Genomic DNA, 22572 nt, shown 5'->3' with positions numbered 1-22572 from the left:
TACCCTTTTGTACAGTACCCCCCCAGCACCTGCTAACCGTACCGCTTCACCGCTTCGCGCAACCTTTCAGCCACCGCTTCTCGCAATTCCAGTGGCCCCAGCACCTCCACATCCGCCCCATGCCGCAGGATTTCCTTGATCAGTTCCGTGGGATTGGCGTAAGGGACCGTCAAGTGGTAATGCTCTCCGTGCCACTCCCCATGCTGGTCCGGATGCCAGCGCTCATCCGCGACCCACTTGGCCGCGCTGGCATTGAAACGCAAGTGAGCACGCTCACGGGCCGTGCCCAGAAAAATACCGAAGCTGCCCTCGGTATCCAGCTCCAGCTCCTCATCGGTGCGCTGCAGCGCCTGCCTGTCCTGAGCCACCGGGTGCTCGATCTTGTCCAGGGAGAACAGCCGCAGGGCATCGGCCCGGTGGCACCAGCCCAGCAAGTACCAGTTATCCCGGTAATACAGCAGCCGCTGGGGGCTCACCTGGCGCATTCTGCGTTCGGCCTTGCTACGCGCCTGATACTCAAAACTCAGCTGCCGCCCCGCCATCAGGGCATCCGCCACCACCTGGAACGTGGCGCTGTGGACACTGCGGTAATGGACTGGCTGGACCTTCACGCGGGTGCTGATATCGACGTCCCCTTGCCCTCCTGCTTTCAGCAGTTCTCGGATACGGTCCTTGAGCGGCTTCATCAGGTCTTCAATGGCGTCGAACTGCAGGCCTTCCAGCATTTGCTGGCACACCAGCAGAGCGTGCAGCTCCGCAGCAGTGAACCACAGGCCCGGCAGCTCAAAAGCGTCAGCCTCCGGGTCGTAGTAATAGCCGTTCAGATGGCTGTCGTATTTGATCGGCGCCCGGAAATGATCACGCAGATAGCGGATATCCTTCCTGGCAGCCCCCTCAGTGACCTCCATTGCCTCAACCAGTCGCCGCAGCGGCACCGGATGACGGGCGTCACGCAAGGTCTCATGAATGTGATATAGGCGCTCCAGCCGGTTCACGGTGCATCCCTGTTTCTTATGTTGTAGCCGCCCCCACCCGTGTACGGCGCTGGAAAGATTCAAGCAGATATCGTGACGGGTGTCACACCCCGGCAAGGCGAAGACGTGTAACGAGGAAGCGTGGAGACTGAGCAGCCAGTACCAGGGAATGAACCAGGACATTGGGCTGGCGGGGCAACGGACATGCATCACATTGCACCCCCCAGTCAATTTGTGCCAGCATTTGTGGGCACAAATCATTCTCAGGTGATGCCATGGAAACCTTCAGCATACGTGACCTGCGCGACCGCACTGGCGATCTGGTCCGTGGCGCAGAAGCCGGAGAGCTCGCTCTGGTGGCTAAGCACGGCCGCCCCGTATTCCTTGCGTTGCCGTTCGATGAAACCCTCGTGCGGGAAGGCGTGCTGGCGGCGCTCGCCCTGAAACTCTTTGCCACGGATGTCGTCAGCCTCGGGAAAGCCGCCAGGATCGCGCGCCTTTCCCAGGAGGCCTTTATCACGTTGTGCGGCACGCACGGCGTGGCGGTGGTGCGTTACGGTGCTGACGAACTCCAGAAGGAGCTGGAGGATATGAATGGCGTGCCTGGTCGCTGACACCGGCCTGCTGATTGCCTTTGCCCATAAGGCAGACGCTTAAACAACGGCCTGTACTGACCACTTGATCAAGCCGTCAGCACAATCGGGCCGGTTTAGCGATTGATTTTCAGTGCCCATCGTTGCAGACCTGCGCCGCAAAGAGAGCTTGCCCTACCAGGGCTGGTGCTGGGTCAACTGCTGGCGACACTGGACAGGCCGAGTCACTTCTATTGCACCCGCAAGACGAGGTGCCGTGCCGGGAAAAGCAAGGGAACAGAGCTGAACTAGGGGGCGGGGCAGCCCCTCTGGCAGAGAGGAACAGCCCCGGCCCCGACGTCATCAGGCCAGAATCGCCTTGCTGATAATGCTCTTCATAATCTCGTTCGTCCCACCATAAATCCGCTGCACACGCGAATCTGCAAACATGCGCGCAATCGGGTACTCCCACATATAGCCATAACCACCGTGCAGTTGCAGGCACTCGTCGATCACTTTGCATTGCAGGTCAGTGGTGAAGTATTTCACGGCGGCAGCGGTCGGCACGTCGAGTTTTTTCTGCAGGTGCAGTTCGATGCAGCGGTCCAGGTAGACGCGCGCGGCTTCGACTTCGGTGTGCAGTTCGGCCAGCTTGAATTGAGTGTTCTGGAATTCGGCGACGCTGCGGCCGAACGCCTTGCGGTCTTTCACATAGTCGATGGTGAGTTGTACGGCGCTTTCGGCCATGGAGATGGCGTTCACGGCGATGTTCAGGCGCTCTTGCGGCAGCTCTTGCATGAGGTAGATAAAGCCCATGCCTTCCTGGCCCAGCAGGGCGTCCGCCGGGACGCGTACGTCCTGGAAGAACAGCTCGGAGGTGTCCTGGGCTTTCATGCCGACTTTGTTCAGGTTCTTGCCTTTTTCGAAGCCCGGGGTGCCGGCTTCGATCAGGAACAGGCTGATGCCCTTGGCGCCTTTGGTCGGGTCGGTCTTGGCCACCACGATCACCAGGTCGGCGTTCTGGCCGTTGGTGATGAAAGTCTTGGAGCCATTGATAACGTAATGATCGCCGTCTTTCTGGGCAGTGGTCTTGATGCCCTGGAGGTCGGAACCGGCGGCCGGTTCGGACATGGCGATGGCAGTGATCAGTTCACCGGTCACCATTTTCGGCAGGTATTTTTTCTTTTGTTCTTCAGAACCGTAGTGCTCGATATAGGGCGCCACGATGTCAGTGTGCAGGCCCCAGCCGATGCCGGTCAGGCCCAGGCGGGAGACTTCTTCGCTGACCACCACGCTGTAGAGAAAATCGGCGCCGATGCCGCCGTACTCTTCTGCCACCATCGGGCAGAGGAAACCCTGTTCGCCGGCCTTGCGCCACAGCTCCGCTGGCACCTGGCCTGTTTTTTCCCATTGTTCGTGATGCGGCACCGCCTCGTTTTCCAGGAAGCGGCGCACGGTATCGCGGAAAGTCTCGTGGTCGGAAGTGAACAGCGTACGCGGGATCATTGCAGTCTCCAGTCAGGTTCAGTCAGCCCGGCCGGATGCTGCCGCCTGTCACGGCGGGGAAATGCGTCAGGCGCGGTGTTCGCGCGCCAGGTATTCGCGTGACTGCATTTCCAGCAACCGGCTTCGGGTGCGGTCAAACTCAAATTCCAGTCGCCCGCCGGCGTAGAGGTCCTCGATCGGGGTTTCCGCCGTGATGATCAGCTTCACGCCGCGATCGTAGAACTCGTCCACCATATTGATGAAACGCCGGGCCAGGTCATCCGTCGCCACCCCCATACGTTCCACATTGGCCAGCAATACGGTGTGAAACTCACGCGCCAGTTCGATGTAATCGTTCTGGGAACGCGGGCCATCACACAGTGACCGGAACTCGAACCAGGCGACGTCTTCGCTGACACGTTCGGCACGGATCGGCCGGCCTTCCACGTCCAGGTCCACCTGTTCGCGTTGCCGGCAATGCTCCGTTTCCAGCGTGGCGAAACGTTCTGCCAGGAACCGGTCGGCAGCGTCGCCCAGCGGGCAGTGGTACAGCTCCGCCTGTTCCAGCAGCCGCAGGCGGTAGTCGGTGCCTCCGTCCACATTGAGCACTTCGGTGTGCTCTTTGAGCAACGCGATGGCGGGCAGGAAGCGGGCTCGCTGCAGACCATCACGGTACAGGCCGTCCGGTTCGATGTTCGAGGTGGCCACCAGCGTCACGCCGTCAGCCAGCAGGGCCTCCAGCAATGTCGCCAGGATCATGGCGTCGGTGATGTCGGTGACGAAGAATTCGTCGAAACATAACACCCGGGTGTCGCCGGCGAAATCACGGGCGATGGCCAGCAGTGGATTTTTCTGTCCTTGACGGGCGCGCATCTGTTGGTGCACGTGCTGCATGAAGCGGTGGAAGTGCATGCGCCGTTTCTCTTTGAACGGCAGTGCATCAAAAAACACATCCATCAGATAGGTCTTGCCACGGCCCACGCCGCCCCACATGTACAGGCCCTTGACCGGGGCACGCTCCCGCCGGCGGCCGAACAGCCCGCCCCGGCGCGGCGGCTCGATCAGCTTTTCATACAACGCATCCAGGCGCCGCACCGCACGCTCCTGGGCCACGTCGTGAAAAAAGTCGGGGCGTTCCAGGTCCCGTTTGTAATGTTCAAGAGGTGTCATGGGTCCGCCCAGAGGGCAAAGGGGCGCTCAATGTAGCGCTGACATCGGGGCTTGGCAATTTGCCGGGCAGCGCGCGCCCTGGATGATGGCCTGTGATCCGTACTCGAAAAGCCCCCGACGCCGTTGGCCGCGACGTAGCGGGCGCGCCCTATTCCGGCAGACGGCTGCGCGCCACCTCCGCCAGTTGTATCAGGCGGCCATGGAAGAAATGCCCTGCATCACTGAAGCGGATCAGGTCAGGGGCCAGCGGTGTCTGCTGCTGCCAGGCGAACACCTGCTCGGCGGGCACCACCTCGTCGTCTTCGCTCTGGACCACGGTGACCGGGCAGTCGACGCGATCTATCGATACGAAATCGTAGTGATGCACCGGCGGCGCCACCAGGAACAGATGCTGCACGGGACGGTTGTTGTCGGCCAGAATGCGTGCGCCGCGCGCGGCGACAAAACTGCCGAAGGAGAACCCCGCCAGCCACAGCGGCAGTCCGGGATAGCGCTGGCTCAGCCAGGATTCGGCCGCGAGCAGGTCCTCGCATTCACCGATGCCGTCACTGTAGGCTCCCTGGCTGGCCCCCACGCCCCGGAAATTGAACCGTAATACCGCGCCGCCAGCATCACGGCAGGCCCGGCACAGGGTGGTCACCACCTTGTTGTTCATGGTGCCGCCGAACAGCGGATGCGGGTGGCAGACGATGGCCATGAACGAGGGCGCCTCACCGCTGGCCTCCAGCACCGCCTCCAGGGTTCCGGCCGGCCCGTTCAGGGACACTTTCTCAATGCTGGCGCGCGACATGCTGCAGCTCCTGTCTCAGGGGTGTGCGGCGAGGTTCGCCGAATGCCAAGAATTCTAACAATTACAGCGGCAGTGTGCTTGGCGCTGGTGAGGAAGCTGTGCTGCAATAGCGTGCACGCTGTGGTCCCCGGCTATCGGGTGCCACCGCCAGGCCAAGGAGTGAATCATGGAAAATCTTGCCGCTGTCCTGCTGCCGTTCGTGATGGGTGGCGTTGTCGGCGCAGCGCTCGCGTTCCTGCTGATGCCGGCCCGCCGCCAGCAGCGCCAGTTGCGTCAGGAACGGGACGAGGCCCTGGCCAATCTGGCCCGGCACCGGGACGAGGTGGACAACCATTTCCTGCGTACCGCTGAGCTGGTCAACCAGATGACAGCCTCCTACCGCGCCGTGCATGAGCATCTGTCGGCAGGCGCGCGCACGCTGTGCAGCGAGCAGGGCCGCCGGCTGGCGATGGCGAAATCCCTCGACAGCCTGCCCGGCTATCCAGGCGACAACAAGGATGTGCCGGCCAGTGTCACCCAGCCGCTGGACTATGCCCCCTCGGCCCAGGGCACCCTGGCGGAAGACTTCGGGTTGCGCAACCACGTACCCGAAGGCCCCTTCTCGCCCGTGGACGACCTCTCCATCACCACCCCGGAAGAGACAGACGCCCGCGTCGAGCCCCCTCGCGACTATGCCGAGGGCTGCGAAGACCAGGGCTGTTCCGTGGACGGCGAGCCGCCACGGCGCGCAGCCCGCTGACTCAGCCGGGCTGCCGCCTCGCGTCGAAGCGTGCGGCCGTCGCCGCCGGCACTCTGACCAGCACGGGCCTTTCCGCCACCGTCACCGCCGCCGGCAGCACGCCGGCGGGGTCGCCATCCGCCTGCAATGGCTCGTCCAGACCCCCTGGCGGCACAGCCACCTGAATATCGCGGGCGCTCACTGACACCACACCGGGCACCCGCTCCATGGCGCCAAACGGCAGCGCCAGCAGGCATTTCAGCAATTGCCCCCGGTCCGGCCGGGTGAACAGCAGCACCTGGAGTGCCGGCCGGGTCAGGTCTGCCTGACGGGTCAGGATGAAGCTGCCGCCATAGTGACGGGCATTGGCGATCACCGCCGAGTACGCCAGGTATTCGCGGCCATCCAGCAGGAAGCGGTAGCGCTGGCTGCCATAACGGCGAATCTGGCTGAACATGGCCAGCACATAGGCGAGTTTGCCGAAACGGCGCTTGACCGTCAGGTCGGTGGCCTGCACCACCCAGGCGTCATACCCCACCCCGACCCACATCAGGAAGCGGCGCCCGTTCAGGTCACCCGGCCAGACCGGCATGCTGACACCCTGGACGATTACATCGGCAGCCTGTTCCGGGTGTTTCGGCAATGCCAGTTCGCGCGCCAGCACGTTGGCCGTACCGGTGGCAAAAATCCCCAGCGGGACATTCCCGGCCAGGCCATTGAGCACTTCGTTGGTGGTGCCGTCGCCACCCACCGCCACGACCACATCGCCCTGGTGGGCGCGCTCTTGCAGGTGGCGGGTAGCGTCGCCCGGCGCTCGGGTGCGGTACACCTCGACGTCAGCGTGGCGTGCGGTGAGCGCACGCACCAGTTGTTTCAGGAGAGCTTCCCGGCCGCCCCCGGCCGCCGGGTTGTAGACTACAAGCACTTTCATGTTCTGTTCCGCCCGACCGGGCACTGCGCACAAAGGCGCGGATCATAGCATGGTGCCAGTAGCCGGCGGCATGACCGGCAGCACGTGGCCGGGAGGTGTCAGACCGGGTTATCGATGTCGATGAAAATGTGTTCGATATCGAACTGCCGGGCCAGCCATTCGCCCAGCGCCTGCACACCGTAACGCTCGGTGGCATGGTGGCCGGCGGCGAAATAGTGGATGCCGGTTTCCCGGGCAAAGTGCACGGTGGGCTCGGAAATTTCGCCACTGAGATACGCGTCCACGCCGACGGCCTGGGCCTGCTCGATAAACCCCTGTGCCGCCCCGGTGCACCAGGCGATGGAGTCGATCTCGTCTTCGGACTCGCCGATATGCAGGGTGTCGCGTCCCAGCGCGTCCTCCACCAGGGCGGCGAAATCCGCCGCCGGCATCGGTTCCGGCAGGCGGCCGACCAGGCCCAGTGCGCTGTCGCCCTCGCCCAGCCAGCCGGTCACGGCCAGCCCCAGCCGGCGCGCGAGCTGGATGTTGTTGCCCAGATCCGGGTGCGCGTCCAGCGGCAGGTGGTAGACAAACAGGTTCAGGTCGTTTTTCAGCAGCGTGTGCAGCCGCTGGCGCTTCATGCCACGGATGCGGGCGTCCTCGTTTTTCCAGAAGTAGCCGTGATGCACCAGCACCGCGTCGGCGTCTTCTACCAGTGCGGCATCCAGCAGCGCCTGGCAGGCGGTCACACCGGTCACCACGCGGCGAATCTGCTCGCGCCCCTCCACTTGCAGCCCGTTCGGGCAATAATCACGGAACTGCTGCGGTTTGAGCAGGGTGTCCAGTGCCTTGAGCATGTCGTCACGTCTTACCATCGGTATCACTCCTGTTGCCTGCCGTCGGCGCGCCGGTCGCCGCCTTCTTCACGGCTCTGCTACACTTGCCGCCAAGTGTACGCGGGGGCACGCGCCGCCGCACAATGTCCGTCGCAGGATACCTGACATGAAGGTGCTGAAATTTCTGGCCGGGCCGGTGCTGACCGGCATCGTGGTGGGGCTTGCCGTCCTCTGGCTGAACCAGAACGGCCCCAACGGCCAGCCCGGCGGCCATCTGGCCTCTCCCCCGGTAGTGACGTCCTATGCCGATGTGGTGGCCAAGGCGGCACCGGCGGTGGTGAATATCTATACCACGCAGATTGTGACCCGCTCCAATAACGAACTGCCCGCGCCGCTGCTGGAACAGTACATGCAGGAACCACGGCGCGAGCGCATTCTTTCCAGCCTCGGGTCGGGCGTCATCGTTTCCCCCGATGGCTACCTGCTGACCAGCTATCACGTGATCCGCGACGCCGATGAAATCCTGGTGGCGTTGCTGGATGGCCGCGAGTCACCCGCGCGGGTGGTCGGCACCGATCCGGAAACCGATCTGGCGCTGCTGCACATTTCGCTGGAGAACCTGCCGGTGGTCAGCCTCAGCAATGATGGCCCGGTACGGGTGGGCGACGTGGTGCTGGCGATCGGCAACCCGCTCGGTGTCGGCCAGACCGTCTCCATGGGTATCGCCAGCGCCACCGGCCGCAGCAATCTGGGCATCGCCACGTTCGAGAATTTCATCCAGACCGACGCTGCCATCAACCGGGGTAACTCCGGGGGCGCGCTGATTGATACGCGCGGCAATCTGATCGGCATCAATACCGCCATTCTCTCCACCGACGGGAGCTGGGAAGGTATCGGCTTCGCCACGCCCGCCACCACCGCGCGCAATGTGATGAACGATCTGATCGAGCATGGCCGTGTGATTCGTGGCTGGCTGGGTGTCACGGTGAAGGATGTCACGCCCTCGATGGCCACCGACCTCGGCCTGCGCGAAGTGCGTGGCGGACTGATTCAGGAAGTGGCCCTGCAGGGCCCGGCACACCAGGGCGGGATTCGTCCGGGCGATGTACTGGTGGGTATCGAGGGCCAGTTGCTGCGCGATGGCTATGAAGCGATGAACATCATTTCAGCCGCACGCCCCGGCACCCGGCTTGAGCTGACGGTGATCCGCAATCGCGAGGAAACGGTCGTGACGGTGGAAATCGGCACGCGGCCACCGGCCAGTGAAACCTGAGAGACCGGGGCCGCGCAGGCCGCCCCGTTGCCGTCAGAGTGTCTGATCCAGCGCCGCCAGCAAGGCAGCATTCTGCTCTTCTGTCCCGATGGTAATACGCAGGTACGGCGCAATGCGCGCCGGTTTGCCAAAGTGCCGCACAATCACACCATGCTCGCGCAGTGCCGCCGCCAGCGCGTCCCCCGCATGCCGGGGATGGCTGGCAAAAATGAAGTTGGCCGCAGACGGCAGCACCCGGAAACCGCGCTCCGTCAATGCCGCCGTCAGCGCGTCACGGCTGGCGATAATGCGCTGCCGGCTTTCCTCGAATGCGGCGTGATCTTCGAACGACGCCACACCGGCGGCAATCGCCAGCCGGTCCAGCGGGTAGGAATTGAAGCTGTTCTTGATGCGTTCCAGGCCATCGATCAACGGCGCCTGGCCGACCGCAAAACCGATCCGCAACCCGGCCAGTGACCGCGACTTGGACAGCGTCTGCACCACCAGCAGGTTCGGGTACCGGTTCACCAGCGCAATCGCACTTTCACCGCCGAAATCCACATAGGCTTCATCCACCACCACCAATGATTCGGTATTGCGTTGCAGCAACGCCTCAATGTCCGCCAGCGGCAACAGGCGGCCGGTGGGTGCGTTCGGGTTGGGGAAAATGATGCCGCCGTTGTGGCTGTCAAAATCCGCCAGCGCCAGGCTGAAATCCTCACGCAGCGGCACGGTGCGGTAATCGATGTCGTACAGGCCGCAATAGACTTTGTAGAAACTGTAGGTGATATCCGGAAACAGCAGCGGTTGCGGCTGCCGGAAAAACCCCATGAACAGATGGGCCAGCACTTCGTCGGAGCCATTGCCGACAAACACCTGGCTGGCCTGCACGCCATGAAAGTCCGCAATCGCCTGCTTCAGTGCGGAAGCGTCCGGGTCAGGATAAAGGCGCAGCGCCTCATCGGTGGCCCCGGCAATCGCCTTGAGCACCTTGTCTGACGGCGGATAGGGATTTTCATTGGTGTTCAGCTTCACCAGCCGGGCCATTTTCGGCTGTTCGCCGGGCACATACGGCTCAAGATGGTGAACGAACTCGCTCCAGTATCTGCTCATGATTTTTTGGCGTCGGGGGTCTTCAGGATTCTGTATTCCGCACTGCGCGCATGCGCTGTCAGGCTTTCACTGCGCGCCAGTGGCGAGGCGATGTCCGCCAGGCGGCTCGCCCCTTCCGGAGAACAGCCGATCAGTGAACTGCGTTTCTGAAAATCGTACACGCCCAGTGGCGACGAAAAACGCGCGGTGGCCGAGGTCGGCAGCACGTGGTTCGGGCCGGCACAGTAATCGCCCAGCGCTTCCGGTGTGTGACGACCGAGGAAAATGGCGCCGGCATGGCGCACTTTTTTTGCCCAGGTCTCGGCATCGTCCATGGACAACTCAAGGTGCTCTGGCGCCAGCCGGTTAACAATATCCAGGCAGTCGTCCAGGTCACGCGCCAGGATCAGGGCGCCACGGTTGGCCATGGACGTGCGGATGATCTGCTCACGCTCCAGCGTGCCGACCAGCCGCGCCATGCTGTCGGCCACCCGGTCGAGAAACGCGGCGTCTGGCGAGACCAATATTGCCTGCGCCTCTTCGTCATGTTCCGCCTGGGAGAACAGATCCATGGCGATCCAGTCCGGGTCGGTCTTGCCGTCGCACACCACCAGGATTTCAGACGGTCCGGCAATCATGTCGATGCCGACCTTGCCGAATACCTGGCGCTTGGCTTCCGCCACGTAGATATTGCCGGGGCCGACAATCTTGTCCACGCCCGGCACGGTGGCCGTGCCCCAGGCCAGCGCGGCCACCGCCTGCGCCCCGCCGATGGTGAACACACGGTCCACGCCGGCCACGGCGGCAGCGGCCAGCACGGTGTCATTGACCACGCCGTCCGGCGCGGGCGAGACCATCACCACTTCGCCAACACCCGCCACTTTTGCCGGCAGCGCGTTCATCAATACAGAGCTGGGGTAAGCGGCCTTGCCGCCCGGCACATACAGGCCGGCGCGGTCCAGCGGTGTCACCTGCTGGCCAAGCAGCGTGCCGTCGGCATCGCGGTATTGCCAGGACTCCTGCTTCTGCCGCTGGTGGTAATCGCGCACGCGCGCGGCGGCAGCTTCCAGGGCAGTGCGTTGCGCGGCGGGAATGCGGTGCAGTGCGGCCTGCAATGCTTCGGCGCCGATCACCAGTTCGCTGATATCGCGCACATCGCGGCGGTCAAAACGGTTGGTGAATTCGATCAGCGCCGCATCACCGCGCTCGCGAATGGCACGGATGATGTCGCTGACACGCGCACCCACTTCCGCGTCACGCTCCTCGCTCCACGCCGTAAGCTGTGCCAGGCGCAGGTCGAAGTCGGCATCGGTGGTGGCGAGACGGTGGGTTTTCATGCGCTGGCCTCGGCCTTGCGTGCCTGCACGGCAGCATCCATCACGTCGATGATGCGCTGGATATCCGCATGGCGGGTTTTCATGCTGGCCCGGTTCACGATCAGGCGGCTGGAAATGTAGGCGATCAGCTCGGTCGGCTCCAGGCCGTTGGCGCGCAGGGTGTTGCCCGTGTCCACCACGTCGACGATACGGTCCGCGAGGCCAACAATCGGTGCCAGTTCCATCGCGCCATACAGTTTGATCACGTCGGCCTGCCGGCCGCTGGCCGCAAAATAACGCCGTGCAACATTCACGAACTTGGTCGCCACCCGCAACCGTCCGGTGACGGGTTCGGCGTTCACCGGCCCTGCCACCATCAGTTTGCAGCGGGCAATATCCAGGTCCAGCGGCTCATAAATACCCGCCGCGCCATGCTCCATCAGCACGTCCTTGCCGGCCACACCGATATCGGCGGCGCCGTACTGCACATAGGGCGGCACGTCGGTGGCGCGCAGGATGATGATGCGCACGTCCTCACGCGTGGTGTCGAACACCAGCTTGCGGGATTTTTCCGGGTCCTCAAGCATTTCAATGCCGGCTTTTTGCAGCAGCGGCAGCGTCTCCTTGAGAATCCGGCCCTTGGACAGGGCAATGGTCAGCGGTCGTTCAGTGGCCATGGGCGTGGTTCAGCCTTGTCAGCCTGGCACGCGACGAATGCTCGCGCCCAGCAGTTGCAGTTTTTCCTCGATACATTCGTAACCGCGGTCGATGTGATAGATACGATCCACCACGGTATCGCCGTGTGCCACCAGGCCGGCAATCACCAGCGACGCGGACGCACGCAGGTCGGTGGCCATCACCGGTGCACCGTTCAGGTGTGGCACGCCACGGGAAATCGCCGTGTTGCCCTCGACCTGGATGTCTGCCCCCATGCGGTTCATTTCCTGCACGTGCATAAAGCGGTTTTCGAAAACCGTCTCGACGATGGTGCCGGTGCCTTCGGCAACCGTGTTGAGTGCCGTGAACTGCGCCTGCATGTCGGTCGGCATGGCCGGGTACGGCGCAGTGCGCAACGACACGGCTTTCGGCCGGCGGCCTTCCATGTCCAGGCTGATCCAGTCTTCGCCCACTTCCACCTTGGCGCCGGCTTCGACCAGTTTCTGGATCGTCGCGTCGAGCAGTTTCGGTGCGGTGTCCTTGACCTTGATGCGGCCGCCAGTGGCCGCCGCCGCAATCAGGTACGTGCCGGTCTCGATGCGGTCCGGAATCACGTTATGGTGGCAGCCGCCGAGCTTCTCAACGCCTTCCACCGTGATGGTGTCGGTGCCGGCGCCACTGATCTTCGCGCCCATCTTGGTCAGGCAATCCGCGAGGTCGACCACTTCAGGCTCGCGCGCAGCATTTTCAATCACGGTGATGCCGTCGGCCAGGGTGGCGGCCATCAGCAGGTTCTCGGTGCCGGTTACGGTGACGGTGTCCATCACCAGGCGCGCGCCCTTGAGGCGACCGTTCACCTTGGCGTGCACGTTGCCGTTGACCACGTTGATCTCTGCGCCCAGCGCGGTCAGGCCGCGCAGGTGCAGGTCCACCGGCCGGCTGCCGATGGCACAGCCGCCGGGCAGCGACACGATGGCTTCACCAAAGTGTGCCAGCAGCGGGCCAAGCACCAGGATCGAGGCGCGCATGGTGCGCACCAGTTCGTAAGGGGCTTCCAGCACGGAAATGGTCGAGGCGTCCACCTCGACATTCATGCGGTCGTCGATCACCAGTTGCACGCCCATGCGGCCGAGCAGTTCGATCAGGGTGGTGACGTCCTGCAGATGCGGCAGGTTGCCCACCGTGACCGGCTCGGAGGCCAGCAGGGTGGCGGCGATGATCGGCAGCGACGAGTTCTTGGAACCGGAAATACGGATCTCGCCGTCGAGCCGTTTGCCACCGGTGATGATCAGTTTGTCCATGCAGAAAATTTCCTGGGGTCGTGTTTAGCGGGAGCGGATCAGGCCAGGCCCATGCGCTGGGCTTTGTCCCACTCGGCCGGGGTATAGGTCTGGATGGTCACGGCATGGATGGTGCCGTCGGCAATACTGGCGTTGATGCAGCCATAGACCAGCTGCTGCCGACGCACACGGGACAGGCCGTCGAAGGCCTCGGCCACCACAGCGATATCGAAACGACTGCCGCCGCCCTGTACGCTGACCTGCGCGCCCTCGATACCTGCCTCTAGCAGGGCTTGCACCTGTTCGGGATTCATCATGGCGCCTCGTTCTGGTGAAAGGGCGCCATGATACGGCTTTTGCGGGGAAAAATCAGGCGCCGCCGGTAGCCTCTTCCACCGCTTCGGCCGGGTTCGCGCCTTCCACCTCGACCTCTGCGGACCAGTTCGCAATCACCTGGTCGATGTCGCCGTTGTACTGGGCCATGGCCTGCTCGAACTGGGCGCGGAACACCCGGCCCAGATTCAGGCCGTTGACGATCACGTTATCCACCCGCCATTGGTCGTCACTCTGGAACAGAGTGTAGGCAATCGGCACCACGCGCCCGCTGTCGGTGGTGAACTCCATCTGCACCCTGGCCCGGTTGCCGCGCACATCCCCCTCACCCATTGGCAGCACCTGGATCTGCTGGCCGGTGTACATGGTCACGCCGGCGGCGTAGGTCTGCACCAGGCTGGCACGGAAGCGCTCCAGGAAGGCATTGCGCTGGTCGCGGCTGGCGGCATCGAAGTGCTCGCCCATCACCAGCCGGGTGATACGGCGGAAGTCCACCAGGTTTTCCAGTTCCTCGGTCACGACCATGCGGGTGTAGGCCGGATCGCGGCTCATGCGCTCACGCTCGGCATCGATACGCTGGGTCAGCGATTCCACCGCGTCGCGGATCACATCGTCCGGGTCCTGGGCCTGGGCCAGTGTGCTCAGGCCAAGCACCAGCAGCGGGATCGAGAGCAGTTGTTGCCAGAGACGTTTCATCGGTTGGTTCTCCTTCACGCTGCATACCAGGACACAGCGACGGTTTCCATGATCGAGGCGCTATCCAAACAGGCGCGCCGGAAGCTGTCCAGTGTTCCGCACGGGATTGCCCGCCACAGGGTTGCCCGTACGGCGGCGAGCCTCTTTAATGGCGCCGCCCCATGGCGATTACAGATTGCCATGTGTCTGATGCATTCAGATTGATACCCCCGCCGGAGGTTCCATGTTGCTTGCCATACTGGCCTGTATTGCCGGGCTGATCGCCCTGGTCTGGAGTGCCGACCGCTTTGTCGGCGGCGCCTCCGGGCTCGCCCTGCGCCTGGGCATGACGCCGATGACCGTCGGCCTGACGCTGGTGGCACTGGGCACCTCCGCCCCGGAAATCCTGGTGTCGACGGCGGCGGCGCTGACCGGCAGCAGCGATCTGGCGATCGGCAACGCCCTCGGCTCCAACATCGCCAATATCGGCATGGTGCTGGGCATCACCCTGCTGGTCAGCCCGATCCTGCTGCACCGCGACACCCTGCGCCAGGACATGCCCGCCTGCCTGCTGGTGGCATTGCTGGCCGGCGCCCTGATGTACGACGGCCAGCTCAGCCGCCTGGACGGCGTCATCCTGATCGGCGCACTGCTGGCGCTGATTGCGCTGATGTGGCAGTTCCGCCGGGGCCAGGTGGGCGATGAAGGCGAGATCCCGGAACACGGCAGCACCACCGGCGCCGATCTCTGGCTGTTCATCAGTGGCCTGCTGGTACTGCTGATCAGCGCCCGGATCCTGGTGTGGGGGGCCGTGGAACTCGCCCGCACGCTGGGCGTCAGTGAAACGGTCATCGGCCTGACGCTGGTGGCGGTAGGCACCAGCCTGCCGGAGCTGGCCGCCTCGGTGGCGGCGGCGCTGCGCAAGCATGCTGACCTGGCCATCGGCAATGTGGTCGGCTCCAACATCATGAACCTGGTGACAGTACTGCCGGTCCCGGCACTGGTGGCACCCGGCCTGATCGAGCCGTCACTGGTACACCGTGACTACCCGGCCATGCTGGGCATCACGGTGCTGCTGATGCTGGCGATGCTGCTGGCGCGGCGGCGCACCATGGGGCGAGTGACAGGGGGCGTGCTGCTGGCAGCCTATGGCGCTTACCTCGGCCTGCTGGTGATGCAGAGCTGATTGACGGATGCGTCCCGGCTTGCTGCCTCTCGACAGGTGCCCCTGGCCGGGCGCCTCCTGCTGGCGCCCCTAGCCGGGCGCCTCCTGCGGGCGCCTCATTTTGTAACACTTGTACGCCGGGCGCCCCTAGGCCGGTTTGCGCGCAGTGGGCACAATCTGACCCGATGGCAGCGTTGCGCATGGGCGCAGGCATGTATAATGCGCGCCCTTCCGCAGGAGACAACATGAGCAAACGCTTTCAGGATACCGCTCGCCGTGTGTTGCGCCTCGAAGCCGACGCTGTGGCTGAGCTGATCGACTCCATTGATGCCCATATCGACCGCGCCTGCGAGTTGATGCTGCACTGCAGCGGCCGGGTGATCGTCACCGGCATGGGCAAATCCGGACACATTGGCGACAAGATCGCTGCCACGCTGGCCAGTACCGGCACACCGTCTTTCTTTGTCCATCCGGCCGAAGCCTCCCACGGCGATCTGGGCATGATCACCCCCGACGATGTGGTGCTGGCGCTGTCCAATTCCGGCGAAACCAATGAAGTGCTGGCGATCCTGCCGGTGCTCAAGCGCCGTGGCATCCCGCTGATCAGCATCACCGGCCGGCCGGAGTCCACCCTTGCACGGCAGGCCGAAGTGCATATCCCGGTGACCGTGCGCGAGGAAGCCTGCCCGCACAACCTGGCCCCCACTTCCAGCACTACCGCCGCGCTCGCCATGGGCGATGCCCTGGCTATCGCGCTGCTGGAAGCGCGCGGTTTTTCCGCCGAGGACTTTGCCCTGTCACATCCGGGCGGCAGTCTCGGGCGGCGCCTGCTGCTGACCGTCGATGACGTGATGCACGCTGGCGAGCGCCTGCCCTGCGTGAGCCACGACACCCCGCTGCGCGATGCGCTGCTGGAAGTCAGCCAGAAAGGCCTGGGCATGACCGCCATCACCGACACCGACGGCCGTCTGGCCGGCATTTTCACCGACGGTGACCTGCGCCGGGTGCTCGACCAGCCGCAGGTTGATCTGCGCGAGAGCCCCATCAGCGCCGTGATGACCGCCGGCCCGGTGGTAATCCACACCGGCCACCTGGCCGCCGAGGCATTGAAAGTGATGGAACAGAAAAAGATCAACGGCCTGATCGTGGTCGACGAGGACGGGCGCCCGGTGGGTGCACTGAACATGCATGATCTGCTGCGCGCGGGAGTCGTCTGATGCACAGCGACGATAACGTGGGCATCGGCCCGGCCGCCCTGCGGGCGAAAGCACGGCGCCTGAAACTGATGGCGTTCGATGTGGACGGCATCATGACCAGCGGCGAGTTGCACTATGGCCCGGAAGGCGAGCGCGTGAAGATTTTCAACACGCTCGACGGCCACGGCCTCAAGCAGCTGGCCCGCGCCGGCGTGCAGCTTGCCATCATCACCGGCCGCAGCTCGCTGATGGTGGCCCGCCGCGCCAGCGACCTGGGCATCGAACACGTTATCCAGGGCCGTGAAGACAAGGGCGTGGCACTGCGCGCGCTGGCCGACCAGCTGGGCCTGGACGCCAGCCAGGTGGGCTACGCCGGCGACGATGAACCGGACGTGCCGGCACTGGAATGGGCCGCCGTGGCCTTCTCCGTGCCCAACGCCCATCAATGTGCGCAGCAGGTGGCCGATATGATCACCCGGCGCCGTGGCGGCGAAGGCGCCGTACGCGAAATGTGTGATTTCATCGTCTCCGCCCTGCCGCGCAGCGAGCCGGGCGCATGAGACGTCAGGGCCTGCTCAGCGCCACCGGCCTGATCCTGCTGGGGCTGATCGTCCTGATGACACTGCACGAGTGGGAAGACCGCGTACCGGAACTGCTCGGCTCGCAAGTGGACACGCCACTGGTGATCGCCGAGCAGATCAGCGCCCAGAGCTTCACCCCCGAAGGCCTGCTGGAGTACGACCTGCACGCCGAGGAACTGAAGGAGATGGACGGCCTGGGCGAAACCCTGCTCAAACGCCCGCGCCTGGCGCTGCACGATCCGGCACTGGCCTGGGAAGTGCTGTCCGAGGAAGGCCAGGTCACCGAACAGGGACGCCACATTCGCCTGCTCGGCAGCGTCAGCGCCCGCCACCACGGCGCGCAACCGATGCTGCTGGAGACCGGCGAACTGGTCTATCGCCCTGGCCAGGAGCAGATCAGCGCGCCGGGCGCGGTGCAGATCACCCATCCGTCGGGCAGTACCCGCGCGGGCGCCATGGAGGCCAACCTGGCCACGGGTGTCCTGAAACTGAGAGAACGAGTGGAAAGCCGTTATGAGATGCCTGCGTCCTGACCTGCTGCTGGCCTTGTTACTGCCCCTGGCCGCCTCCGCAGCGCCGCCGCAGGGCGAAGTCACAGTGACTGCCGACCGCGCCGAATTCCGCCAGCAGGACGGCATCGGCATCTATGAGGGCAACGCCGAACTGGTGCAGGGCAATCGCCGGGTCAATGCCGAGCGCATCGAACTGCGCCTGAAAGACGGCGCGCTACAGCGGGTCGAAGCCACCGGTACGCCGGTGCGCCTGCGCGAGGGTGACGCCCTGGACGCACGCGGTCGCACCCTCATTTATGATGTGGCCGCCCAGACGATCACCCTGACCGAAGATGCCTACATCCGTCACGAAGGCCGCACCTTCGAGGGCGCCAGCGTGCTCTACGACCTGGGCACCCGCAACGTGGAAGCCAGCGGCGGCGGTGACCAGCGCGTGCGCCTGGTGATCCCGGCCGGTGATACCCAGGGCAGCAGCGGCGACAACACACCCACGGAAGAGGGAACGCAGTGAATCTGCTCAGTGCCCACAACCTGGCAAAAAGCTACAAGGGACGCCGTGTCATCGAAGACGTCTCGTTACAGGTGGAAGCCGGCCAGGTGGTCGGCCTGCTCGGCCCGAACGGGGCCGGCAAGACCACCTGCTTTTATATGATCGTTGGCCTGGTGCCGCCGGACGCCGGCTACATCACCATCAACAGCGACAATATCACCGCCCTGCCGATGCACGGCCGCGCCCGGCGCGGCATCGGCTACCTGCCGCAGGAAGCCAGCATCTTCCGCCGCCTGTCCGTGGCCGACAACATCATGGCCATCCTGGAAACCCGCAAGGACCTGGACAAGCGTGCGCGCGAACAGCGCATGGAAGAGCTGTTGCAGGAATTCCACATCACCCACCTGCGCGACAGCCTGGGCATGAGCCTCTCCGGTGGCGAACGCCGCCGCGCCGAGATCGCCCGTGGCCTGGCCACCGATCCGCACTTCATCCTGCTGGATGAACCCTTCGCCGGTGTTGATCCGATCTCCGTGAACGACATCAAGGGCATCATCCGCCACCTGCGCGACCGTGGCATCGGCGTCCTGATCACCGACCACAACGTGCGCGAGACACTGGATATCTGCGACACCGCCTACATCGTCAGCGAAGGCCACATCATCGCCGCCGGCGATGCCGACACCATCCTGGCCAACCAGAAGGTGCGCGACGTTTACCTCGGCGCCGATTTCAGGCTTTGAAGCACGCCCGCCGGGCGTGCAGCCAGGGAGCTGCGAGCGGCGGGCTACGAGCTTTTGTTTTTGAGCCGGCAGCCCCCGCACACCTTCCGCACCACCCGCCAATGCACCACTTCGGTGCAAAATCAACGCCCTACCCCTTCCCCTTGTTTTTTTCAAGAATGGGCACGGAAATTGCTAGTTGCTATGCTGCCCCTCGTTTCGTACCACTTCGGGGGCAGTGCAAATCCGCATGAAACCGGGTCTGCAGATACAGATAGGTCAGCACCTGACCATGACGCCACAACTACAGCAGGCGATTCGCCTGTTGCAGTTGTCGACGCTTGACCTGCGCCAGGAGATCCAGGAAGCGGTGGACACCAACCCGCTGCTGGAACTGGAAGAGAACGACCCCTACGACCAGGACACCAGCGACGACACGGAGCTGGCCGAAGTCACGGGCGAAGACCCGGAGACCCTGGCCCAGCTCGACAGTGAAGTCGACACCGACTGGGAAGACCCGTACACCGAATCCTCCGGTGCGGGCGCCAGCGACGACGACATGGACGCCTGGGAAGAGCGCACCGCCGGCACCACCTCCCTCGATGAACACCTGCTCTGGCAACTCAACCTGGCCGTCATCAGCGACGCCGACCGCGCCATCGCCTACGCCATCATCGAATCCCTGGACGACCGTGGTTACCTGACCAGCACGCTGGAGGACATCGCCGAGGCCACCCGCCAGATGCTCGGCGACGACGCCCCCGACGACAGCTTCCCCGAAGAAGACGAAGTGATCGCCGTGCTGCACCGGGTACAGCAGTTCGATCCACCCGGCGTGGCCGCCCGCGACCTGGCCGAGTGCCTGGCCATCCAGTTGCGCCAGTTGCCCGAAGACACCCTCTGGCGCGAGCAGGCGCTGACCCTGACCCGTCACCTGCCACTGCTGGAAAGCCGCGAGTTCGCCACCCTGCGCCGGCACCTGGCTGTCAACGAAGACGAGATGATCGAGGTGATCCGTCTGTTGCGCAGCCTCAATCCACATCCCGGCGACAGCATCAGCAGCGGTGAACGCGACTACATCGTGCCGGACGTGATCGTGCGCCGGCGCGGCCGCCGCTGGCTGGTGGAACTGAATGGCGAGGCCCTGCCCAAAGTGCGCCTGAACAGCCACTACGCCAGCCTGGCCGGCAAGAGCCAGCGCGAAGAGGACAACAGCTACCTGCGCGCCCAGTTACAGGAAGCGCGCTGGTTCCTGAAAAGCCTGCAAAGTCGCAACGAGACACTGCTCAAGGTGGCCTCGCGCATCGTCGAGGTGCAGCAGGGCTTCTTCGAATACGGTGAAGAGGCCATGAAACCGCTGGTGCTGGCCGACATCGCCAGCGCCGTGGAGATGCACGAATCGACCATTTCCCGCGTCACCAGCCAGAAATACATGTTCACGCCACGGGGCATGTTTGAACTGAAATTCTTCTTTTCCAGCCATGTGGGAACGGACGGCGGCGGCGAATGTTCAAGTACCGCCATTCGTGCCATCATTAAGAAGCTGATTGCCGCCGAGAGTCCACGCAAGCCGCTGAGCGACAGCCGGCTTGCCAGCCTGCTCAACGAACAGGGGATTCAGGTGGCACGACGCACAGTCGCCAAGTACCGGGAGGCGATGAGAATTCCGGCGTCCAGCGAGCGCAAGCGGCTGGTGTAGCGCCTCAGGAGCGTCAGCGGTACCAAGCGCCTCAGGAACAGGCTACACTCCGGCCCCGCAGGACGGCGGATCACACAGCTTGTACAGGAGTCAGCCCATGCAGATCAATATCAGCGGCCATCACCTGGATATCACCGACGCCCTGCGTGAATACGTGAACGAGAAATTCAACCGCCTTGAGCGCCACTTCGACCACATCACCAGTATCCAGGTGATCCTGTCGCCGGAGCCGAAGACGCACAAGGCGGAGTCGACCATCCGCATCGCAGGCGGCGAGGTGTTCGCCACCGCCGAGGCGGAAGACATGTATGCCGCGATTGACATGCTGACTGACAAACTCGACCGACAGATCCTCAAACACAAGGAGAAGTCGGTCAACCGTAACCACGGCCACTAACCGACTCGATCAGGCACCATCATGCGCGTACGGGAACTGCTCACTCCGGAAAGAACCCACTATCACCTGCATGGCGCCAGCAAAAAGCGCCTGCTGGATCAGGTTGCCCAGCTTGCCGCACAGGGCAACCCGGAACTGGGGGAGCAACAGGTCTTCGAAGCCCTGATTGCCCGTGAGCGCCTTGGCAGTACCGGCATTGGGGAAGGCATCGCCATTCCCCATTGCCGTCTGGCTTCCTGCCAGCAGCCGGTCGGCATGCTGATCAGCCTCGACGAAGCGATCGATTTCGATGCCGTCGATGGCCGCCCGGTGGACCTGGTGTTCGTGCTGCTGGTCCCCGAAGACAACCCCGAACAACACCTCAAGACGCTCAGCCACCTCGCCGCCCTCTTTAACGAACAAAGCTTCCGCGACGGCCTGCGTGGCGCCAATTCCGCCAGCCATCTTTATCGCACCGCCGTCGATTCCGAGGCAGAACTGCAACTCGCTTCCTGATACCCTGACTGCCGTATGTCGTCAGCCGCCGCAGTGCGGCGTTCACGGGAGACTGCTGCATGAAACTGCTGATCCTCAGCGGCCGCTCCGGATCGGGCAAGACCACCGCGTTGCAGGCACTGGAAGACCTGGGCTTCTACTGTGTCGACAACCTGCCGCTGGGCCTGTTGCCGACGCTGGCCACGCAATTGCGCGAAGAAAACCACGATATCCAGCGCGTCGCCGTCGGCATTGACGCACGCAACCTGCGCAGCCAGCTCCCCTGCTTCGCCGAACTGCTGGCGCAGGTGAAAGCACAGGGCGTGGCGTGCGAAGTCATCTACCTCGACGCCGACCACGACACCCTGCTCAACCGTTTCAGCGCCACCCGCCGCCGGCACCCGCTGAGCGACCAGAACATGTCTCTCTCGGAAGCCATCGGACACGAAGGCGAATTGCTGGCCAGCATCCAGGGCGCCGCCGACCTGCTGGTGGACACCAGCCACCTGGACCCGCACAGCCTGCGCAACCTGATCCGCATGCGCGTGGCGCAACGTGAAGGCCGGCTGTCACTGCTGCTGGAATCGTTCGGTTTCAAGAACGGCGTGCCGCCGGATGCCGACCTGGTGTTCGACGCGCGCATGCTGCCCAACCCGCACTGGGACCCGGCGCTGCGGCCGTTCGACGGCCGCCAGCCTCCCATTATCGATTTCCTCGACGCCCAGCCCGACAGTGCGCAACTGCTGGACGACCTGGAACACTGGCTGCTGCGCTGGCTGCCGCGTTATGAAGCCAACGACCGCAGCTACATGACCGTGGCCATCGGCTGCACCGGTGGCCGCCACCGGTCCGTGTACCTGGTGGAACATCTGGCCGAACGTCTGCGCAAGGCCGGCTGGCCGGCCCAGGTACGGCACCTGCAACTGGAGTGACCGGCAACCGTTGCCCGTCCCGCTCATCCATTATTCAAGGAGCCCCAGGTGCCCGACGCCCTGCATGCCGAACTGCATATCATCAACCGCCTTGGCCTGCACGCCCGTGCGTCGGCCAAGGTGGTCAGCGTGGCGTCACGCTACAACGCCAGCATCCGCATACGGTTCAACAATCGGGAAGTGGATGCGAAAAACATGATGGGCCTGCTGACCCTGGCGGCCAGCTGCGGCAGTACCGTGGAAGTGATCGTGCAGGGCGAGCATGCCGCCGAAGCAATGGACGAATTGCGCGACCTGTTCGCGCGGCGTTTCGACGAGGAGCAATAACGGGAGGGAGTGGCTCC

26 protein-coding genes are annotated in these 22572 nt (G+C 64.0%); 14 read left to right on the top strand and 12 right to left on the bottom strand.

Features of this window, described 5'->3' with window-relative positions; translation table 11 throughout:
- Nucleotides 1–32: 32 nt before the first annotated feature.
- Nucleotides 33–995, bottom strand: coding sequence for a helix-turn-helix transcriptional regulator (locus S7S_RS04670; protein WP_008738270.1), 963 nt, complete (start codon nucleotides 993–995; stop codon nucleotides 33–35).
- A gap of 254 nt (nucleotides 996–1249) precedes the next feature.
- On the opposite strand from S7S_RS04670, the gene S7S_RS04665 reads away from it, so the two are divergent.
- Nucleotides 1250–1588 (top strand): UPF0175 family protein, encoded by a 339-nt coding sequence (locus S7S_RS04665; protein ID WP_008738271.1) that lies wholly within the window; start codon nucleotides 1250–1252, stop codon nucleotides 1586–1588.
- Nucleotides 1589–1909: 321 nt separating this feature from the next.
- Here the strand turns inward: S7S_RS04665 and S7S_RS04660 are convergent, their stop codons facing one another.
- The 3 genes from S7S_RS04660 to S7S_RS04650 all read right to left on the bottom strand — a co-directional run bounded on the left by S7S_RS04660 (nucleotide 1910) and on the right by S7S_RS04650 (nucleotide 4991).
- Nucleotides 1910–3052, bottom strand: coding sequence for an acyl-CoA dehydrogenase family protein (locus S7S_RS04660; RefSeq protein WP_008738272.1), 1143 nt, complete (start codon nucleotides 3050–3052; stop codon nucleotides 1910–1912).
- Nucleotides 3053–3118: 66 nt separating this feature from the next.
- Entirely contained in the window at nucleotides 3119–4201 is a 1083-nt protein-coding gene (gene zapE / locus S7S_RS04655; RefSeq protein WP_008738273.1) for a cell division protein ZapE, read from the bottom strand.
- A gap of 148 nt (nucleotides 4202–4349) precedes the next feature.
- Nucleotides 4350–4991: an alpha/beta hydrolase gene (locus S7S_RS04650; RefSeq protein ID WP_008738274.1), complete on the bottom strand. Its 642-nt coding sequence runs from the start codon at nucleotides 4989–4991 to the stop codon at nucleotides 4350–4352.
- Nucleotides 4992–5157: 166 nt separating this feature from the next.
- Here S7S_RS04650 and S7S_RS04645 point away from each other — a divergent pair, with 166 nt between their 5' ends.
- The gene (locus S7S_RS04645; protein WP_008738275.1) at nucleotides 5158–5730 is read left to right on the top strand and encodes a Z-ring associated ZapG family protein; all 573 of its coding nucleotides are present in this window, start codon (nucleotides 5158–5160) and stop codon (nucleotides 5728–5730) included.
- 1 nt (nucleotide 5731) lies between these two features.
- Here the strand turns inward: S7S_RS04645 and S7S_RS04640 are convergent, their stop codons facing one another.
- Together S7S_RS04640 and S7S_RS04635 are read right to left on the bottom strand one after the other, a co-directional pair.
- Complete coding sequence (locus tag S7S_RS04640; RefSeq protein WP_008738276.1) at nucleotides 5732–6640, bottom strand: diacylglycerol/lipid kinase family protein; 909 nt, start codon at nucleotides 6638–6640, stop codon at nucleotides 5732–5734.
- A 98-nt stretch (nucleotides 6641–6738) separates the two neighbouring features.
- Nucleotides 6739–7494, bottom strand: coding sequence for a Nif3-like dinuclear metal center hexameric protein (locus S7S_RS04635; protein WP_008738277.1), 756 nt, complete (start codon nucleotides 7492–7494; stop codon nucleotides 6739–6741).
- A gap of 127 nt (nucleotides 7495–7621) precedes the next feature.
- On the opposite strand from S7S_RS04635, the gene S7S_RS04630 reads away from it, so the two are divergent.
- Nucleotides 7622–8728 carry a S1C family serine protease gene (locus S7S_RS04630; RefSeq protein ID WP_008738278.1) on the top strand — a complete coding sequence of 369 codons (1107 nt, stop codon included), beginning with the start codon at nucleotides 7622–7624 and terminating at the stop codon, nucleotides 8726–8728.
- 33 nt (nucleotides 8729–8761) lie between these two features.
- Here S7S_RS04630 and hisC read toward each other — a convergent pair whose 3' ends face one another.
- The 6 genes from hisC to S7S_RS04600 are packed head-to-tail and all read right to left on the bottom strand — an operon-like array spanning nucleotide 8762 to nucleotide 14081.
- Complete coding sequence (gene hisC, locus S7S_RS04625; protein ID WP_008738280.1) at nucleotides 8762–9820, bottom strand: histidinol-phosphate transaminase; 1059 nt, start codon at nucleotides 9818–9820, stop codon at nucleotides 8762–8764.
- Nucleotides 9817–11136 carry a histidinol dehydrogenase gene (hisD, locus tag S7S_RS04620; protein ID WP_008738282.1) on the bottom strand — a complete coding sequence of 440 codons (1320 nt, stop codon included), beginning with the start codon at nucleotides 11134–11136 and terminating at the stop codon, nucleotides 9817–9819. The genes hisC and hisD overlap by 4 nt, the downstream gene beginning before the upstream one ends.
- Nucleotides 11133–11792 (bottom strand): ATP phosphoribosyltransferase, encoded by a 660-nt coding sequence (hisG, locus tag S7S_RS04615; protein ID WP_008738284.1) that lies wholly within the window; start codon nucleotides 11790–11792, stop codon nucleotides 11133–11135. Before hisG ends, hisD begins: the two co-directional genes overlap by 4 nt.
- 18 nt (nucleotides 11793–11810) lie before the next feature.
- On the bottom strand, nucleotides 11811–13073 hold the full coding sequence (murA, locus tag S7S_RS04610) for a UDP-N-acetylglucosamine 1-carboxyvinyltransferase (protein ID WP_008738285.1): 1263 nt from the start codon (nucleotides 13071–13073) through the stop codon (nucleotides 11811–11813).
- Between the two features lie 38 nt (nucleotides 13074–13111).
- Nucleotides 13112–13366: a BolA family protein gene (locus S7S_RS04605; protein ID WP_008738286.1), complete on the bottom strand. Its 255-nt coding sequence runs from the start codon at nucleotides 13364–13366 to the stop codon at nucleotides 13112–13114.
- A 55-nt stretch (nucleotides 13367–13421) separates the two neighbouring features.
- Nucleotides 13422–14081: an MlaC/ttg2D family ABC transporter substrate-binding protein gene (locus S7S_RS04600; protein ID WP_008738287.1), complete on the bottom strand. Its 660-nt coding sequence runs from the start codon at nucleotides 14079–14081 to the stop codon at nucleotides 13422–13424.
- Nucleotides 14082–14304: 223 nt separating this feature from the next.
- Between S7S_RS04600 and S7S_RS04595 the strand changes: the two genes are divergently transcribed.
- From S7S_RS04595 to S7S_RS04545, 11 genes are all read left to right on the top strand, one after another.
- On the top strand, nucleotides 14305–15246 hold the full coding sequence (locus tag S7S_RS04595) for a calcium/sodium antiporter (RefSeq protein ID WP_008738288.1): 942 nt from the start codon (nucleotides 14305–14307) through the stop codon (nucleotides 15244–15246).
- A 224-nt stretch (nucleotides 15247–15470) separates the two neighbouring features.
- Nucleotides 15471–16442 carry a KpsF/GutQ family sugar-phosphate isomerase gene (locus S7S_RS04590; RefSeq protein WP_008738289.1) on the top strand — a complete coding sequence of 324 codons (972 nt, stop codon included), beginning with the start codon at nucleotides 15471–15473 and terminating at the stop codon, nucleotides 16440–16442.
- Nucleotides 16442–16981: a KdsC family phosphatase gene (locus tag S7S_RS04585; RefSeq protein ID WP_008738290.1), complete on the top strand. Its 540-nt coding sequence runs from the start codon at nucleotides 16442–16444 to the stop codon at nucleotides 16979–16981. Before S7S_RS04590 ends, S7S_RS04585 begins: the two co-directional genes overlap by 1 nt.
- Nucleotides 16978–17535, top strand: a complete 558-nt coding sequence (gene lptC / locus S7S_RS04580) for an LPS export ABC transporter periplasmic protein LptC (protein ID WP_008738291.1) — start codon at nucleotides 16978–16980, stop codon at nucleotides 17533–17535. The genes S7S_RS04585 and lptC overlap by 4 nt, the downstream gene beginning before the upstream one ends.
- Nucleotides 17516–18025 (top strand): lipopolysaccharide transport periplasmic protein LptA, encoded by a 510-nt coding sequence (lptA, locus tag S7S_RS04575; RefSeq protein ID WP_008738292.1) that lies wholly within the window; start codon nucleotides 17516–17518, stop codon nucleotides 18023–18025. Before lptC ends, lptA begins: the two co-directional genes overlap by 20 nt.
- Nucleotides 18022–18747, top strand: a complete 726-nt coding sequence (lptB, locus tag S7S_RS04570; protein WP_041025930.1) for an LPS export ABC transporter ATP-binding protein — start codon at nucleotides 18022–18024, stop codon at nucleotides 18745–18747. The genes lptA and lptB overlap by 4 nt, the downstream gene beginning before the upstream one ends.
- A 229-nt stretch (nucleotides 18748–18976) precedes the next feature.
- On the top strand, nucleotides 18977–20425 hold the full coding sequence (locus S7S_RS04565; RefSeq protein WP_008738295.1) for an RNA polymerase factor sigma-54: 1449 nt from the start codon (nucleotides 18977–18979) through the stop codon (nucleotides 20423–20425).
- A 97-nt stretch (nucleotides 20426–20522) separates the two neighbouring features.
- A complete protein-coding gene (gene hpf, locus S7S_RS04560) occupies nucleotides 20523–20822 on the top strand; it encodes a ribosome hibernation-promoting factor, HPF/YfiA family (RefSeq protein ID WP_008738296.1) in 300 nt (99 codons plus the stop codon).
- Between the two features lie 21 nt (nucleotides 20823–20843).
- Entirely contained in the window at nucleotides 20844–21317 is a 474-nt protein-coding gene (gene ptsN, locus S7S_RS04555) for a PTS IIA-like nitrogen regulatory protein PtsN (protein ID WP_008738297.1), read from the top strand.
- Nucleotides 21318–21376: 59 nt separating this feature from the next.
- The gene (gene rapZ / locus S7S_RS04550) at nucleotides 21377–22228 is read left to right on the top strand and encodes an RNase adapter RapZ (protein ID WP_008738298.1); all 852 of its coding nucleotides are present in this window, start codon (nucleotides 21377–21379) and stop codon (nucleotides 22226–22228) included.
- Between the two features lie 48 nt (nucleotides 22229–22276).
- Nucleotides 22277–22555, top strand: a complete 279-nt coding sequence (locus tag S7S_RS04545; RefSeq protein WP_008738299.1) for an HPr family phosphocarrier protein — start codon at nucleotides 22277–22279, stop codon at nucleotides 22553–22555.
- Nucleotides 22556–22572: the final 17 nt, after the last annotated feature.

The organism is Isoalcanivorax pacificus W11-5 (genome assembly GCF_000299335.2).
Classification (GTDB): Bacteria; Pseudomonadota; Gammaproteobacteria; order Pseudomonadales; family Alcanivoracaceae; genus Isoalcanivorax; species Isoalcanivorax pacificus.
The sequence above is the reverse complement of the archived record's forward strand: the minus strand, read 5'-3'. Positions and strand labels throughout refer to the sequence as shown.